The organism is Pseudoduganella namucuonensis, assembly GCF_900116645.1.
Taxonomy (GTDB): domain Bacteria; phylum Pseudomonadota; class Gammaproteobacteria; order Burkholderiales; family Burkholderiaceae_D; genus Rugamonas; species Rugamonas namucuonensis.
In genome coordinates this window covers 16,507-33,067 of the sequence record NZ_FPBO01000014.1, presented here as the reverse complement: position 1 = coordinate 33,067, position 16,561 = coordinate 16,507, and the positions used below count along the sequence as shown (strand labels likewise).

At 66.1% G+C, this 16,561-nt stretch carries 12 protein-coding genes; all 12 read right to left on the bottom strand.

What is annotated here, in order from left to right; genetic code table 11:
* Positions 1-45: 45 nt before the first annotated feature.
* Entirely contained in the window at positions 46-1,977 is a 1,932-nt protein-coding gene (locus BM436_RS16020; RefSeq protein ID WP_093556539.1) for a glycoside hydrolase family 97 protein, read from the bottom strand.
* 32 nt (positions 1,978-2,009) lie between these two features.
* The gene (locus BM436_RS16015) at positions 2,010-2,774 is read right to left on the bottom strand and encodes an SDR family NAD(P)-dependent oxidoreductase (protein ID WP_093556538.1); all 765 of its coding nucleotides are present in this window, start codon (positions 2,772-2,774) and stop codon (positions 2,010-2,012) included.
* The gene (fucP, locus tag BM436_RS16010) at positions 2,767-4,074 is read right to left on the bottom strand and encodes an L-fucose:H+ symporter permease (RefSeq protein ID WP_093556537.1); all 1,308 of its coding nucleotides are present in this window, start codon (positions 4,072-4,074) and stop codon (positions 2,767-2,769) included. Before fucP ends, BM436_RS16015 begins: the two co-directional genes overlap by 8 nt.
* Positions 4,075-4,141: 67 nt before the next feature.
* Positions 4,142-5,008: a fumarylacetoacetate hydrolase family protein gene (locus tag BM436_RS16005; protein ID WP_093556536.1), complete on the bottom strand. Its 867-nt coding sequence runs from the start codon at positions 5,006-5,008 to the stop codon at positions 4,142-4,144.
* A gap of 51 nt (positions 5,009-5,059) precedes the next feature.
* The gene (locus BM436_RS16000) at positions 5,060-6,064 is read right to left on the bottom strand and encodes an aldo/keto reductase (protein ID WP_093556637.1); all 1,005 of its coding nucleotides are present in this window, start codon (positions 6,062-6,064) and stop codon (positions 5,060-5,062) included.
* Positions 6,065-6,077: 13 nt separating this feature from the next.
* Positions 6,078-7,298 carry a UxaA family hydrolase gene (locus BM436_RS15995; protein ID WP_093556535.1) on the bottom strand — a complete coding sequence of 407 codons (1,221 nt, stop codon included), beginning with the start codon at positions 7,296-7,298 and terminating at the stop codon, positions 6,078-6,080.
* A gap of 2 nt (positions 7,299-7,300) precedes the next feature.
* Positions 7,301-7,636 (bottom strand): UxaA family hydrolase, encoded by a 336-nt coding sequence (locus BM436_RS15990; protein WP_093556534.1) that lies wholly within the window; start codon positions 7,634-7,636, stop codon positions 7,301-7,303.
* A gap of 226 nt (positions 7,637-7,862) precedes the next feature.
* On the bottom strand, positions 7,863-9,599 hold the full coding sequence (locus BM436_RS15985) for an alpha-L-fucosidase (protein ID WP_218164873.1): 1,737 nt from the start codon (positions 9,597-9,599) through the stop codon (positions 7,863-7,865).
* 102 nt (positions 9,600-9,701) lie between these two features.
* A complete protein-coding gene (locus BM436_RS15980) occupies positions 9,702-10,640 on the bottom strand; it encodes a GntR family transcriptional regulator (RefSeq protein ID WP_093556533.1) in 939 nt (312 codons plus the stop codon).
* A 103-nt stretch (positions 10,641-10,743) separates the two neighbouring features.
* Positions 10,744-11,367: an NF038129 family PEP-CTERM protein gene (locus tag BM436_RS15975; RefSeq protein ID WP_093556532.1), complete on the bottom strand. Its 624-nt coding sequence runs from the start codon at positions 11,365-11,367 to the stop codon at positions 10,744-10,746.
* Positions 11,368-11,379: 12 nt separating this feature from the next.
* On the bottom strand, positions 11,380-11,718 hold the full coding sequence (locus BM436_RS15970) for a hypothetical protein (RefSeq protein ID WP_093556531.1): 339 nt from the start codon (positions 11,716-11,718) through the stop codon (positions 11,380-11,382).
* A 27-nt stretch (positions 11,719-11,745) separates the two neighbouring features.
* Positions 11,746-16,383, bottom strand: a complete 4,638-nt coding sequence (locus tag BM436_RS15965; protein ID WP_093556530.1) for a discoidin domain-containing protein — start codon at positions 16,381-16,383, stop codon at positions 11,746-11,748.
* Between the last annotated feature and the right edge of the window lie 178 nt (positions 16,384-16,561).

Here is a 16,561-nt window from a genome sequence, read left to right as displayed (position 1 = left end):
CCACCGCCGGGCGCCGCGGAATCCGCCCCGCAGACTATGCCGCTCTCACGGCAGCGGCTCCAGGATCACCGCCGCGCCGCCCGCCGCGGCGAGGCGCAGCGAGAGCGCGTCCTTGGCCGTCACCTCACGCTCCACGCGCCGGATCTCGTTGGGCGTGCCGCCGTCGTCCCACACCGTGGCGCGGTAGCGGCCGGCGGGCAGGAAGCCCAGCGAGACGCGCTCGACGCGGCCGTCCTTGGCCTCGTCCGCCGTCATCGCGCCCAAGTACCAGTTGGCGCCCTGGCGCCGCGCCAGCACGATGTCGCGCCCCGGCTCGCCGGACAGGAAGCGCGTCTCGTCCCACGCGGTCGGCACGCGCTTGATGAAATCGAATCCGGCGGCGTTGCGGTAGGTTTCCGGATCGTCGGACACCATCTGCAGCGGGCTGTCGTAGACCACGTACATGGCCAGCGCCTGGCCGCGCGTGGTTTGCGTCAGGGGCGCCACCTCGCGCACCGAGAAGCTCGCAGGCGTGCCGTTGTTGAAGCCGCCGGGCGTGTAGTCGATCGGGCCGGCCAGCATGCGCGTGTACGGCAGCGTCAGGTTGTGCCGCGGCGTGATCTTCTTGCTCATCTTGTTCCACTCCGCGCCCAGCACGCCTTCCTGCGTGATGAAGTTCGGATAGGTGCGTTGCAGCCCGGCCGGAACGTAGGCGCCGTGCAGGTCCAGCAGCAGGCGGCGCTTCGCCGTCGCTTCCGCGATGCGCTCGTAGAAGGCGACCATGTCCTGGTCGTCGCGGTTCATGAAGTCGACCTTCACGCCCTTGATGCCCCAGCGCGAGTAGATGTCGAGCACCTCGTCCATGCGCGGCACCAGATGCTCCCAGTGCGCCCACAGCATCAGCCCCACGCCCTTGCCGGCCGCGTAGCGCACCAGCTCCGGCATGTCGATGCCGTCGGCGGCGCGCCGGATGTCGGTGTCGGGCAGCGCGTCGCAGCAGCCGCCGGGGCCGGAGGCCCAGCCCGCGTCGATCAGGTAGTACGGCAATCCGGCGGCCGCCGCGAAGTCGATGAAACGGCGGTAGTTGTCCATGGTCGGCTTCATGCCGGCCAGGGGGCCGGACCACCAGTCCCACGCAGCCTTGCCCGGACGGACCCAACTGAAGTCGCCCCGCGGCGGCGGATTCAGGTTGCCGATCAGGTGCGAGCCGATCAGGTCGCCGGCGCGGTCGCCCGTCATGACCACGCGCCAGGCCGTCGTCAGCCCCGCCGAGGAAACGAACGCCGGGCCGGGCCGCTTGGGCGGCGCCGACAGGCGCACCCGCAGCGCCTCCCCTTCGCGCCACAGCGAGGCGCCGGTGTAACCCGCGAGATGGGCCTGGGTGATGGCGTAGGAGGTCTTCCCGGAAGCCGTGGAGCAGACCATCGGCACGTCGTAGCCGCGGCTGTCCAGCAGCTGCGACACCTTCATGCGTTCGAAGGGCTCCTCGTGCGCGCCGTCGGCGACGGACGCGAAGCATTCGGGATCGCCGGCCGGGACGAACGCGGTCCGTTCGCCGCGCAGGCGCACCGGTTCCGCGCCGTCCACGCGGTAGCGGAACGCGACGCCGTCGTCATAGGCGCGCACGTCGACGAACAGCCTGCGGCCCGCGGGCGCGCGCTCCCGGAACACCAGCGTGGCGCCGCGATAACGGTCGCGCGCCTTGGAGGCCTTGGTGGCCACCAGCGGAATGGTCCGGTCGACCCGGACGTCGTCGCGCTTTTCCAGCACCAGGGCGCCGAATTCCGGCGCGCCGTCGAGCTCCAGGCCCAGCGGCGAAGGCTTGATGACGGTCTCGCCGCGGCGGGAAATCGAGAACCGGCCGCCGTCATCCTCGATCTGGATGGAGAGGCGTCCATCCGGGGACGTGACGACGGCGGGCGCGGCCGAGGCCCACGCGGCCGGCAACAGGATGGAAGCGACAGCCGCCGCGATGGAGGTCAAAATTGGTTTGGTCATTGGTTTGCTTATAAGCGTGTTCAGGCGTGGCGTCAGGAGTTCAGCGTGATGAAGCCGCCGTCGATCGGGTAGTCGCTCCCGGTGATGAAAGAGGCCTCGTCGCTGCACAGGTACAGCGCCAGCGCCGCCACCTCGTCCGGCTTGGCCATTCTGCCGATGGGCTGCGTCTTCGCCAGGCGCTCGAACATCTCGGCTTCCTTGCCCGGATATTGCTTGGCGATGAAGCCGTCGACGAAGGGCGTGTGCACGCGGCCGGGCGAAATCGAATTGCAGCGGATGCGGTCCTGCAGATAGTCCTTCGCCACCGACAAGGTCATCGCCATCACGGCGCCCTTGGCGGTCGAATAGGCAAAGCGCTCGGCCACCGCCACCCATGCCGCCACCGACGCCATGTTGACGATGACGCCGCCGCCATTCTCGCGCAGGCGGGGGATGGCCGCGTGCAGGCAGTTGTACACGCCCTTCACGTTGACGCCGATGACGCGGTCGAAGTCCTGCTCGCTCGTGTTGTCCGCCTTGCCGATGTGCGCGATGCCGGCGTTGTTGACCAGGATGTCCAGCGGCCCGATGGACTCGAACGTCGCGTGGACCGCGTCCTGCCGCGTCACGTCGCAGGCGTGCCCGTGGGCTTGCCCGCCCGCCTCGCGGATCTCGGCGACCGCCTCCGCGCAGGCGGCCTCGCTGATGTCGACGATGTGGACGACCGCCCCCTGCCGCGCGAACAGGGTGGCGATGGAGCGCCCGATTCCGCTGCCGCCGCCGGTGACGACGGCCTTCTTGTGGTTCAGTTCAAACATGCTTCAAAGCTCCAGTGGATGTGATGGCCGCCTGCGAGCCCTGCTCCTGCGCCGCCGCCCGAGCGAACCAGGCGATCACGACGAAGCAGAGCAGCGGCGCGGCGTAGCCGAATTGAAGGTTGTGGGTGGCGTCGCTGATGTAGCCGAACATCAGCGGCAACACGGCGCCGCCCACGATGCTCATGACGATCAGGCTGCTGCCCATCTCCGTGTCCTCGCCCGCGTCGCGGATGCCGAGCGCGAAAATGGTGGGGAACATGATGGACATGAAGAAGGCGATGCCGATCACCGCCGCCAGGCTGGCGGTGCCGCCGACGAACATGGCGACGCCGGACAAGGCCGTGCAGATCAGCGCGTAGATCAGCAACAGGCGCGCCGACGCGATGTATTTCATCAGGAAGGTGCCGGCGAAGCGGCCGGTGACGAACGCCAGGCCGCAACCCCAGCCCAGGTAATCGGCCGCCGCGATCTGCGACAGTCCGGCCGCGTGGGACGCGTACAGGATGAAGAAACTGAACACGCAGACCTGCGCACCGACGTAAAAGAACTGGGCGATCACCGCGCGCCGAATGCCTGGCTTGCGCAAGGCCCGCGCGATCGCCTCGCCCACCGGGACGGCGGACGCCTTTTCATTCCCCCCCGCGCCGAGCGCGGGAAGCTTCAGGAAATAGAAGATCACCGCGATGACGACGATGACCAGCGCGATCGCCATATACGGGCCCTTCACGCTGGCCGCCTCCGCCGCCAGCGTTGCCTGGCGCACGCTGTCGGACATCGATTGCAGCTGCGCGTCGCTGGCGCCCTCCACCAGGATCAGGCGCGCGCCGACGATGGGCGCCAGCGTGGCGGCCAGCCCGTTGAAGGACTGCGCCAGGTTCAGGCGCTGGACCGCGCGGTCGGGCCGCCCCAGCATCGAGATATAGGGATTGGCCGCCGTTTCCAGCACGGTCAGTCCGCAGGCGATGATGAACAGCGCGCCCAGGAAGAAGGAATAGCGCTGCGTGTCCGCGGCCGGAATGAAGAGCAGCGCGCCGAGGGCGAACAGCATCAGGCCGAAGATCATGGTGCGCTTGTAGCCGGCACGGCGGATCAACAGCCCCGCTGGCAGCGCCATCAGGAAGTAGGCGATGAAGACGGCCGAATCCACCAGCGCCGATTGCAGCACGCTCAGGCTGAACGAGCGCCGCAGGTGGGGAATGAGTATGGGATCGAGGTTATGGACGAAGCCCCACATGAAAAACAGCGACGTGATCATCACAAAGGCAAACGCGTAGGATTGCCGGCTGGTTGGTTCGGTCATGGCCTTGCTGTCTCCAAGTCAGGCACGCTTGACGGTGCCTTGTGGTTGTATGGCGGCGGGGAGCCGTTTAGCCGTCGATCAGCTCGGGGTTCCACGCGTGGACGGTCTGGTTCTGCTGGCCCAGGCCCGCGATGCCCAGCGCCATGCGGTCGCCCGCGCGCAGGTACACCGGATCGGGCTTCTGGCCCAGGCCCACGCCCGGCGGGGTGCCGGTGCTGATCACGTCGCCGGGATTGAGCGTCATGAAACGGCTGATATAGCTCACCAGGTGCGCCACGGTGAACACCATGGTGCGCGTGTTGCCGTTTTGGTAGCGCTTGCCGTTCACTTCCAGCCACATGTCCAGGTTTTGCGGATCCGGCACCTCGTCGGCGGTGACCAGCCACGGGCCGACAGGGCCGAAGGTGTCGCAGCCCTTGCCCTTGTCCCACTGGCCGCCGCGCTCGAGCTGATATTCGCGCTCGGACAGGTCGTTCACCACGCAGTAGCCGGCCACGTAATCCAGCGCGCTGGCCTCGTCCACGTAGCGGGCGCGCGTGCCGATCACCACGCCCAGTTCCACTTCCCAGTCGCTCTTGACCGAGTCGCGCGGCAGCACGACCGCGTCGTTGCAGCCGATGATGGCGCTGGTGGCCTTGGTGAACAGCACCGGCTCCGCCGGCACGGCCATGCCCGATTCGGCCGCGTGGTCCGAGTAATTGAGGCCAACGCAGATCATCTTGCCGATATCGGCCACGATGGGGGCCATGCGCACCGGGCCCTCGACGGCCGGCAGCTGGGCGGGATCGATGGAAGCCAGTTTGTCCAGCGCGGCGCGGCCGAGGTGGGCCGAGGTCAGGTCCGGCAGGTGCGCGGACAGGTCGCGCAGCACGCCTTTGGCGTCGATCAGGCCTGGTTTTTCGTTGCCCTTGGGGCCGAAGCGCAGCAATTTCATGGTGTTTCCCTTTTAAGTCGTTTCAAAAATGTGAGTCGTTTGTGGTGAGTCTTACGGGGTCGGCGCCCGGCCGTCGATCAGGCCGCGCCGCGCCAGTTCCCGCCACAGCCCGGCGGGCAGCTGCTGCGCGAACCATGCGGCGTTCTGGCGCAACTGCGCCGGGCTTTGCGCGCCGGCGACGCAGGACACGACCGCCGGATGGGCCATCGGGAACTGCAGGGCGGCGGCCTGGATCGGCGCGTCGTACTCGCGGCAGACCGCCTCGATGGCCTCGACGCGGGCGACGATGTCCGCCGGCGCGTCCTCGTAATTGAATTTCCGGTTGCCCGCCAGGATGCCGGAATTGAACGGGCCGCCGATCACGATGCCGATGCCGCGCTGGGCGCAGCGGTCGAGCAGCGGTTCCAGCGACGCCTGTTCCAGCAAGGTGTAGCGTCCCGCCAGCAGCGCGCAGTCGATGTCGCAGGCGTCCATCGCGTCGGCGATGATTTCCCATTCGTTGACGCCCAGGCCGATGGCGCCCACGCTGCCCTCGTCGCGCAGCCGCGTCAGCGCGCGGAAGCCGCCGCCACTGGTCAACTGCTCCCAGTAGTGCGGCTGGCGCGCGCCGTGCGTCACGTTGCCGATGTCGTGCACATACAGGATGTCCACGCGGTCCATGTCCAGGCGCCGCAGGCTTTCCTCGTGCGAGCGCATGACGCCGTCGTAGCTGTAGTCGAACCGCGGCCTGAAAGGCAGGGGCTGGGCCCAGCCGTTTTCGCCCGGCTGGACCGCGTCGTCCGGCAGCATCAGCCGTCCCACCTTGGTGCTGACCACATAGCCGGCGCGCTCGCGTTCGCGCAGCGCCGCGCCCAGCCGGCGCTCGGACAGCGTGTAGCCGTAGTAAGGCGCGGTGTCGAAATAGCGGACGCCCAGGTCCCACGCGGCGTCGACGATGGCGCGCGCCTCGTCCTCGCTCATCGCCTGGTACAAGCCGCCGAGCTGGGCGCAACCCAGGCCCAGGCCGCTTAGCGCGATGCCGGCGCGCGGCAGCTTGCGCGTATCGCTGGCGATCATGTTCGCTTGCATGTCAGGCCGCTTTCAAGGGGAAGCATCCAGGGCCGGCGGCCGCCTCGAACTGCTTGTAGGTGAGGATGAATTCCTGGTGGCCGAGCGCCTCCGAGCAGCTTTTCTCGCCGTTGGCCACGCGTGCAACCAGGTCCACGATCTCTCCGCCTACTTCCTGCAGCGACGCCGCCCCGGTGAGGATGCGGCCCGCGTTCACGTCCATGTCCTCGGACAGGCGCTCGTAGGTAGCGGGGTTGGCGCACACCTTGATCACCGGCGAAATCGCCGAGCCGACCACGGAACCGCGCCCGGTGGTGAACAGCGTGAGGTGGGCACCGCAAGCGATCAGCTCCACGATCTCCGCGTTGTCCGAGATGTTGGGGAAGCCGAAGCGCACCTCGCCGTCGGGCACCACGTCCAGCAGGTACAAGCCACCGCCCGCCGGCTGGTCGCCCGGTTTCAGAATGCCGCTGATGGGGGACGCGCCGCTCTTGGCGTAGGCGCCCAGCGATTTTTCCTCCTGGGTCGTCAAGCCGCCATCGGCGTTGCCCGGCGCGAAACTGCCGTGGCCCAGCACGGTGTAGTAGCGGGCCGCCTTGTCCACGCAGGCCACGATGGCGTCGCCCAGTTCCGGCGTGGCGGCGCGCCGCTTCATGTGGAATTCGCAGCCCACCAGCTCACCGGTCTCCTCGAAGATGCAGGCGGCGCCCGCCGCGACCAGCTGGTCGAAGGCCACCCCGACGGCCGGGTTGGCGGTGATGCCGCTGGTGCTGTCCGAACCGCCGCAGATGGTGGCCACCACCAGTTCATGCGGCGCCATCGGCACGCGCCGCTGCGGCGCCAGCGATTCCAGCGCCCAGCGCACCCATTCCACGCCGTCCGCCACGCTGGTGCGGGTGCCGCTGTTGTTCTGGATGGTGATGGTGTGGACCGGCCTGTCGGCGGCGGCGGCCTCCTCTTCCAGGCCGACGCGGTTGAAGCTTTCACAGCCCAGCGAGACGATCAGCGCGGCGCCCACGTTGGGGTGGGTGATCAGGCGCCGCATCATCTTGTCGGCGTAGTCGTTCGGGTAGCAGCCCGGGAATCCGATCAGGTGCACTTCCTGGCCGGGGAAGGCATTGACGATCAGGCGCGCCACGTGGTGGGCGCATTCGACGGTGTAGGCGACAACGACGATGTTGCGGATGCCCTTGCGGCCGTCGGCGCGCGGGTACCCCGACAGCGCGGGCATGGAGGTGGTCATGTTCAATGGGTGCTCCCGATGAAGGAATGGGCGTCGGCGCCCAGTGTGTAGGTGGGGATGTAGTCGCTGGCCAGGTTGTGCGTGTGCAGCATCGCGCCGGCGGCCACCTCAGCGGTGACGGTGCCGATCAAGGCGCCGTAACGCAGCACCTTGTCGCCGGGCCGCAGCGCGGTGCGGGCGACCTTGTAGCCCAGCGGCACATCTTCGGGCAAGACGACGGTGGCGCCGTCTATCGTCAACGCCTCGCCGGCGGCCAGCTTGGTGCGGGCGATCAGGCAGTTGTCTTCGGGCGACATCAACAACAGGCATGGCGCGGCGGGCGCCGTGGTGGTTGGCATGGGTGTGTCCTTTGTGGCTGGAATCTATCGGACCAGGCACCCCGCCGCCCGGGCTTGACGACCCGGCGGCCGGGGTGCTGGCGCCTTTGTATTGTACTTAATTTATATAATACCACAGAGCTTTTGGCTCGGCTGGGAAAAATATTGATGCGTTTAAAACCCAAGTCCTCGTAGGGCCAGCTTTGTGTTTTCAGCGTGGCGCTCCGGCCGACCCAGCGCTTCTTGCTCACTGGATGTTGAAGGCGACCGCGGTGGCGAAGGGCATCGCCGACGGTGCGCTGATGACGAGGGAGTCGGCTTCCTGCCTCCAGCGCAGCGGCGCGCCCTGATGGCCGAGCAGCGAAACGGAACGGACCGGCTTGCCGAGCAGATTGGCGCTGGCGCCAAGGGAAGCGATACGGATCTCGCTGCCGGGCGCCGGCACCGCCATGGTGAACGCGTACAGCGAGCCGTCCTTGCCAACCGTGAAGCGGAAGTCCTTGGGGCCGAACTGGAACTCCGCCTGCCTCTTGCCGATCGCGCCGCCCGGCAGGGTGCGCGGTTTGCCGTTCTCGCTTTCACCCAGCACGCTCCACGCCTTGCTGCCGTAGATGCCTTCGCCGTTGACCCGCATCCAGGCGCCGATCTCCTTCAACATGCGGGTGCTGCCCTCGTCGAGGGAGCCGTCCGGCAGCGGGGAAATGCAAATGGCGGCGTTGCCGTCGCGCGCGACCTGCTCGAGGATGTAGCGGATGACCGCGCCCGAGTCGTAGCTGAAGTCCGGCCCGTAGTACCAATCGCCCACCGGCGTTTCCGCGATCCAGTCCTGGTCTGACTTGATACCGGCGGGGATGCTTCCCTCCTCCGTGGTCACGGTGCCGTTGGTCTTGGGGCGGAACTTGATGACGCTGAAGGTGTCGACCTTGCCGCGCCTTTTCAGGGTCTGGTTGTAGAAGTCGGCGATCACACGCTGGGTGGCGTCGGCCTTGATGCCGGTGCCGGTGTGGCTGCCGCTGAACGGCTGGGACCCGGTGCCATCGGTGTAGATGAAGTCCGGATCGTATTGATCGACCACGTCCATGACGCGGCGCGCCCATTGGGTGGCGTACCACTTGGAATAGGCGGCGTGACGGCTGAACAGGCCGGCCGGCGGCGGGCTCCAGGGCGAGTGGGCCGCCGCCTCGACGCCCTTGTATTCGCGCAGGTCGACGTTGTACAGCAAGCTCGGGTCGAGCCCCCCCCACCATTTTCCCTTGCCGTCGGCGAGGGTGAGGTGGCCGTCGTAGGGAACCCCCGCCAGCGGGCCTTGCGCGTCGCTGCCGAACGCGGTCTGCCACCACCACCAGGAGTATTCATGGTGGAAGGCCACGCCGTAGCGCATGCCGGCGGCTTTGGCGGCCTTGGACCATTCGCCCACCAGGTCGCGCCTGGCGCCCATGCGGGTCGAGTTCCAGGGGTGGTGACGCGAATTCCACAGGTCGAAATTATCGTGGTGCACGCCCTGGACGATCATGAAACGCGCGCCGGCGTCCTTGTAGATCGCGGTCAGCCTGGCCGGATCGAGCTTGCTCGGGTTCCAGTCGCGCAGCACCTCCTTGTAGCCGGCCACCGATGGATGGCCCTTGGTCTTGAGGTGGTTGTTGTAGGCGGGCGTGCCGGGGATGTACATCTTGCGCGCATACCAGTCCCCGCTCATCCCCGCAGCCTGGGGGCCGAAATGCACCCAGATGCCGAATTTGGCGTCGCGCAGCCAGGAAGGCGTGCCTGGGTAGCGCCGCTCGATCGACTCCCAGGTGGGTTCGAAGGGGCCCGGCGTGATCGGCAAGTCGAGCTTGACCTCCGGGGCGGAATTCACGTCCGCCATCGGCACGCTGTCTATCGGCGCGCGGGGCGGCGATTCGGCTCGTGCGGCGACGCTGGCGGCGAGCATGCCAAATAGGGCAAGTGATCGCAGGGCCATCGCAATGTGGTTCAGTTCAAACATACTCAAATGCTCCAGTGGATATGATGGCCGCTTCCATCGCCGGCATCGCCTGCGAATGGACGTCGCCAGCGCCTTCCGGCGTCTGCCGCCAGAATTTCTTCTTCATTGTTTTTTCATTCCCGTTAATGGCGAACCGTCAGTTGATTTAACCCGCGCACCGATCGCGGCGCCCAGCGTCTCGCGGGCGGTGTCCAGATGTTTACGCAAGGCGCGCACCGCCTTGACCTGGTCCCGTTCCGACAAGGCGTACAAGACAGCCAGGTGCTCCTCCAGCGCGTAGACCGTGCGTTCCCGCTCGCCGCTCTTTTCCCACTGATAGTGATAGTGGAAGACGAACGAGATGATGTCGTAGAAGCCTTGAGCGAAGCGGTTGCCCAGCAGCCCAACCAGGAATGTGTGGAATTGCCGGTCCAGCGCCGGAAATTCGCTGTAGCAGGAAATCATGCGTGGTTTGAGCTGCTCGTGCCTCGCGATCAGCTTGGCCAGCTCCGTGTGCGCGGGGTCGTCCGGCTGAAGCGCGCAAAAGCGTTCGACCGCCTCGAACTCGAACCGCTGCCGCATATCGGCCAATTCCGAAGCGAACGAGCGATCGAAGCCGCGCAGGCGCCATCCACCGCGCGGCTTTTTCTGGATCAGGCCGCAACGCGCGAAGCCGGTCAGGAATTCGCGCACGCTGGCGGTACTGGTGTCCGCCTCGCGCGCCAGCTCCGCCTCCGAGAATTCCGCCCCCGGCTGCAAGTCGCGCTGCAGCACCCTGTCCATCAGCACCTGCTGGACGCGTTCCGAGCCGGAGCGCAATTCCTCCACGTGGAAATAGTCCTCGTCCGCCGGCGGCCGGATCACGCGGCGCCCGGTCGCGCCGTCGATCACCCGCAGCGTCTGCAGATGGCCTATCGCGTTTCGCACCACGGTCCGACTCGCCTGGCAGATGGTCGCGAGCCGCTGCTCAGAGGGCAGCGCTTCGCCCACCGTCAGCTCGTCGCCGATGAATTCCAGCAGCAGATTGCTCGTCTTTTTGAATACGATGGGCGTTCTCGACATCGAATGTCCCCTTTGCGGTTGCGGATGGAAAATGCCGCCACGGCCGCGAACGGCCATGGCGGCATGGCAGAGGTCCCGCCACGCCAAACGCGTGGCGCCTTCCTCAGGCGGCCCGGCGCCGTGCCACCGCCAGCGCGGCGAAGCCGATGGCGATCAACAGCCACGGGCCCGGTTCAGGAACCGCCTTGACGTGCGGATCCGATAGGTTGGCGAAGATGTGGCCATCCGCGCCAGCGGTGAGCCCGGGCGTCCAGGCGAATTCGGCCAGCGCCCCGGTCACCGGATCGTAGTGGCCGAGCGGCGTGAAGCCGTCACTGCCGAACGCCGACACGACGAATTTCGAGATGTAATTCGTCATCGGATCGACCGCGCCCGCGAAGGTGAGGTCGAACGACAGCACGCCCCCGAAATCGACGGACTGGAACAGGTCGTTCGACGTGTCGTTGCGGAAGCGCCAGCCGCCGGCGACCGCAGTCAGGCCCCATGAATCGATGTACGGCGAACTCTGGAAGCCGACCAGGTTGGTCACGGTCGCCGTCGCCAGCGGCACGTCGCCGCTGGCGCCGAGGTTCATGTCCAGGAAGCCGCTGGCGGCGCCGAAGGACGAGGTGTCGATCGTCACGTGGACCACGCCGGCCGAGGCCAGGCCGCAGCCCGTGGCCAGCGCCAGGGCCAGCGCCGCGCGGCGCAGGAGGGAAGCGATCTTGTGTTTGACAGCGTTGTGCATGGTGAATCCTCCTTAAGGTTGGCCGCGGAACAGCTGCGCCGAGTAGGTGACGAGGGCGCGGTTGGGGTTCGAGAACGTGAGGTTCACGGTCACCGTTCCACCGGGCGCGAGCGGGTTGGCCAGGGCGACATACGGCGCGCCGGCGGCGTCCATGCCGGTGGCGTTGTCGAGCACCAGGCCGTTGCTCAAGCCGTTCAGCCTGAGCGTCAGCGGACCGGTCAAGGTCGAGCCCGTCGTGTTGGTGAGCGTCATCGCGCCGACATACTTGCCGGTGGCGCGGTTCAGGGTCGCGCCCTGTTGCGTCATCTTCACGCTGGCGCTCAGGTCGATCGGGCCGATGTTCACGGTCAACGAGCGGGCTTGCTCGGTGTTGCCGGCCTAGTCCACGCTCCAGTAGTTCACGGTGTGGCTGCCCTTGGCGCTCAGCGCGACCGTGTTGCCGGTCTGCTGCGCGCCGCCGTCCACGGTGTAGTGGGTGGATGCGGCCGGCGAGCCGGCGTCCGCCGCCACCGACAGCGCCAGCGACACGTCGCCCGAGTACCAGCCGCTGGCCGGCGCGGCCTGGCTCGGCGTCGCGGTGGTGACCGGCGCGGTCTTGTCGATGTTGACCGCGACCGTGCGCTGCTGCTCCACGTTGCCCGCCCAGTCCTTGCTCCAGAACGCCAGCGTGTGCGGGCCCTCGGTGCTGAAGGTCACCGCGTTGCCGGTCTGCTGGGCGCCGCCGTCCACCTTGTAATAGGTGGCCTGGACCGACGAATTGTCGGTGACGCTGAGGGTGACCAGCGTGTCCTGCCTGGACCAGCCGGCCGGCGCGTTGGCGGTGGTCACCGGCGCCGTCACGTCCGCACCGTGGACGCTGCCGTGGAAGCGCACCTCCTTCATGGTGCCGAACCAGTTGGCCCAGTTGTAGATGCGGATATAGCGGTACGGCACCTGGCTGGAGACGGCCAGGGTTTGCCAATCCTGCGTGTTCACGGCCGACGTGGTGAGGTCGGTCCAGGCGGCGTTGTCGTTCGAGCCCTGGATCACGACGCCGGCCATGCGGCTGGAATACTGGTCCTGGCTACCCACCAGTTCCACGCTCGTCAGGTTCACCTGGTTGCCGGCCTTGAAGTCGAAGGTGATGTAGGCGCCCGAACCGGAGCTGGTGCCGTTGCGGTAGTCCGAACCCGAGCCCACGCTGCCGTCGAACAGCGAATTCGTGATGGACAGCGTGGTCGCCGCCGACCGGTTCGCGGTCGAGTCGATCAAGGTGGCGATGCTGGTGACGTTCTTGATCACATCCGCCTCGTCGACCAGCTTCAGGGAGCTGCCGTCCGTCGTCGCCGTCCCCGGGTAGCCATCCTTGCCGGCCTGGGTCTTGTAGTTGACGTTGAATTTCACGGCGCCCGCCGCGACACCCTGCGGCAGGGTCGCCGTGGCGGTGAAGTTGACGTTGTCCGTCGTGGCGACCGTCGCGGCGACGCCCTGGATGGTGGCGGTCACGTTGTTGATCGCCTCCTTGGCGGTGAAAGCCACCTTGACGGTGTTGCCGGGCACGATCCTGGTGCGCAGCGCCTGGGCCGAGCTGATCGACGCCGTCGAGATCATGTTGGTCGACTCGGTCACACCGTACAACCGCAGCTCGGTCATCGTGCCGTACCAGTTGGCGCCGTTGAAGACGCGGATGTAACGGTAGGGCGTCGGGTCGGTGACGTTCAGGGTCTGCCAGTCCATCGTGGCGCCGGCGCCGTTCGAAATGGTGGTCCAGGTCGATTTGTCGTTGGAGCCCTGCAGCACGGCGCCGCCGATGCGGGTGTAGTACTGGTCCTGGTTGCCGATGATCTCGGCCCTGGACAGCTTGGCCGCGCCGCCGCCGCGGAAGTCGAACTCCACCCAGCCGCCGGTGCCGCTGCCGCCCACGCGGTAGTCCGTGGCCGAACCGAGGTTCTTGTCGAACAGCTTGTTGACCATGTTCAGCGCGTCCGTCGTGTTCCTGCCGCTGGAATCGGTCACGGTCGTGATGGACAGCAGGTTGCCGATGTAGTTGCTCTGGTCCGCCACGAACAGGCTGGTGGCGTCGGTGGTCAGGAACGTCGGCTCCGCGTCGACGCCCTCGGCCGTCTTGTAGTTGACGAGGAATTTCACCGCGCCCGGGGCGGTGGTGCCGGTGACGACCGCCGACGCCGTCCAGTTCAGGTTGTCCGTGGTGGTGATGGTGGCCGGCATGCCTTGGATCGTGGCGGTCACGTTGTTGACCGGCTCCGTCGTCACGAACGACACCTTGATCGTGTCACCCGGAATGACGCGCTTGCGCAGCGCTTGGGCCGAGCTCATGGAGACCGACGACACTTTGTTGACCGTCTCGTAGCGTGTGCCGAAAATCCGGAATTCGCCCAGGTGAAGGATGGCGTACGGCTGATACACGGGGGTGAACGGTTCCAACATTTGCATCTTCAGGAAGCGGAACTTCGTCTGCTTGAGGTCCTCTTGCACCGGGACGGTTTGCATCGGGTCGATCCTGGTGGTCAGGCCCGGGGTCAAGCGGGTCCAATTTTCCTTGTCGTTCGAGCCGAAGATGGCGACGCCTCCGATACGTTCGGGGAAGCCCCCCACCGTCTGAACCTGGAACTCGTTGGCCGAGATTTTGAAGCCGGCGCCGAAGTCCATGTTCAAGACCAGGTCCTTGGAAAAGCCGGGGGCGCTGTCCTGATTGTTGTCGATCAATTGGGCGGCATTGGTGCCGAAGTCCGAGGAAAAGAACATCGTGCTGAAGTTCAAGCTGCCGTCGCTCAGCAGCGGGTTCAATTCCTGCAGCCCCGCGGCGGCGGTCCTCAGGGTCGCCAGCTTCTGGAAGTAGACATCGTCGCTTGCGCTGCCGATCACGCTCATCATGTCGGCGTACGCGGCGTTGTAGGCCGGGAGGGAAGACGCGACATACGGCGCAGTCGGTTTGTACTGCGCGCTCGCCACATCGACCGCCGCCTGCCGGTCCGCGCTGACGACGATGGTGACGCGCCGCATCGTCACCGCGCTGCCGTCCGAGGCGCCGATGTAGAAGTTGTAGGTGCCGGCGGCGGTGGGCTTCCACGAAAACGCGCCGGTGGCGGTGTTGAAGGACGCGCCCTGCGGCAGATTGTCGGCCTGGTAGGTGACGACGTCCCCGGCGCCCGCGTCCGTCGCCGAGAAATCGAGCGTGGTCGTGAGCGTGGTGCCGGCGTAGGTGTACAGCGTCAGGTCGGCGCTGCCGGCCGTGAACACCGGCGGGGTCAGCGCGGTGGAGACCTGTATGTTGAGGTGGTCGATGTCGACCTTGGTGCCGGCGCCCTTGATCGTGAATGGAAGATAATCATTCACGCCGCCCGGAACCACCACGTAACGCCACTGGCCCTTCGTGTCGGGCAACTGATACGGCGTGCCGTAGATCTCCATCGAGGCCATGCCATTGGTGCGGATGCGGATGCCGTAGCTCGACGATCCGTAGCCGTAGCCGAACACGCCGAACTTGCTGCCCTCCGCCGTCGCCGTGACCTGCGCGTAGGTGGTAGTGCCCTCGCTCATCACCACGGTGTTGCCGTCCAGCGGCGTGAGCCGGTCCTCCACTTCTCGATACGGATCGGTGATCGGCTTGACCAGGTACTTCGCGCCTTCCGCGTCGGCCGCCTCCTTCGGGATGAAGAGCCAGAAATCGCCGCCGCCATCCGCGCTGTCCCAGTTGTATTGGACGCGTTTGGAGAAAAACCTGGTGAAGTTTGGGGCGCGCTGCTCCATGTTGACGCCGCGGGAGTACTGGTAGTAATAGAACGGTTCCCAGATGTTCGAACTGGTCCTGCCGCGATAAGACCACGACACGTTCTTGTAAACGATGGTCGGGTTGCCGGCTTCGTCGGTGTGCGAGGCGGTCGGTATCCAGGGGATCTCGTAGCCCGACATGAAGGTGCCAAACTGCTCGGCCGCGTCGAGGATGCGGTCGTTGAGGAACTCGTAAGGGCCAACCGCGTTCGCCGCCGTGGACACCGTGCCCGCCACCGGATCGACCTTGGTGCCCTGCCCTATCATCAAGCGCGCCAGCAGGCTGGCGTTGGTGATGTCGCCGGCGCCGTGCGCCTGGTCGCGGCCCATTTCCACGTGCTGCACCGCGGGCGTCACCGCCTCCCCGGTCAGGTCGTTCTTGGTCACCAGGCGGAACAGCTGCTTGATGGAGCCGGTCTGCCCCTGGTCCACCGCGTCCTTGTTGACGGTGAACCATTCGACGGCCTGATGATAGGTTTCCTGGTCGTCGGCGAAAATGGAACCCGACATCGCCGCGAGCGTCGTGTACAGATGCTGGTTCATGAAGCGGCAATTGCAGCTGTTGAAGGTCTGGATGACCGGCTTGACCAGGTTGTTCGTGAACTTGACCGTGTCGTCGTCCGTCCACGCCAGCGCCGGCGTCTGCGTGCTGGTGTGGCGCAGGATTTCCGCCGCCCCCACCATCCGGCTCAGGGGAATGCCGGTGTGGATGTGGGAATCGGTGAAATACACGTACTGGGCCGGGTCCATCTGCCCGTACAGGCGGATGATGCGCATGGCGTTGGCGCGGTAGGTCTCGTCGCCGGTCACGTAATACAGGATGGCCTGCGTATAGGCCGTTTGCGCGTCCGAAATGAACAGGGAATTCATGCCCTGCGCGGCGAGGCCGAGGTAGCGGGGCTTGCTGGAATCGGAGGCGTTGACGTTCTTGATCGACGGCGTCTTCGACGCGGCGCCGGACCAGAGCATGTTGTTGAAATAGGTGGTCCAGGGTTCTTTTTGCGCCCGAACCTGGGTCCTCATGTTTTCAAGGGTCTCCTTGGTGAAGCCCATGCCAGGATGCCGGAAACCGCTCGCGTCGATGCGCTCGCTGATGACGGGCTGATAGCTGGTGGCCAGGGTCTGTATCGTGTCCGCGGCTTGGGCCACGCCCATTGTGAATGGCGCGATGGTCGCGACGATGCTGGCTGAAATAAGCAACGAGGCAAGACGCTTGAGCGGAAAGTCTAATTTATGCGTTCTCATTTTTTCTTCTCCAATTTGAAACTCCCTGTTCCGAATGCCGGCGCTTTATGGTTTTTTATATTTAAAAGACAGCCATACTCAAAAAAAAGCACATTCTCAACATGCGCTCCACTGCTTCGGTTTTTTATATATAAACTACCGTCGTACCTAAAAAATACGGCACGGTTGAGACGTGCCG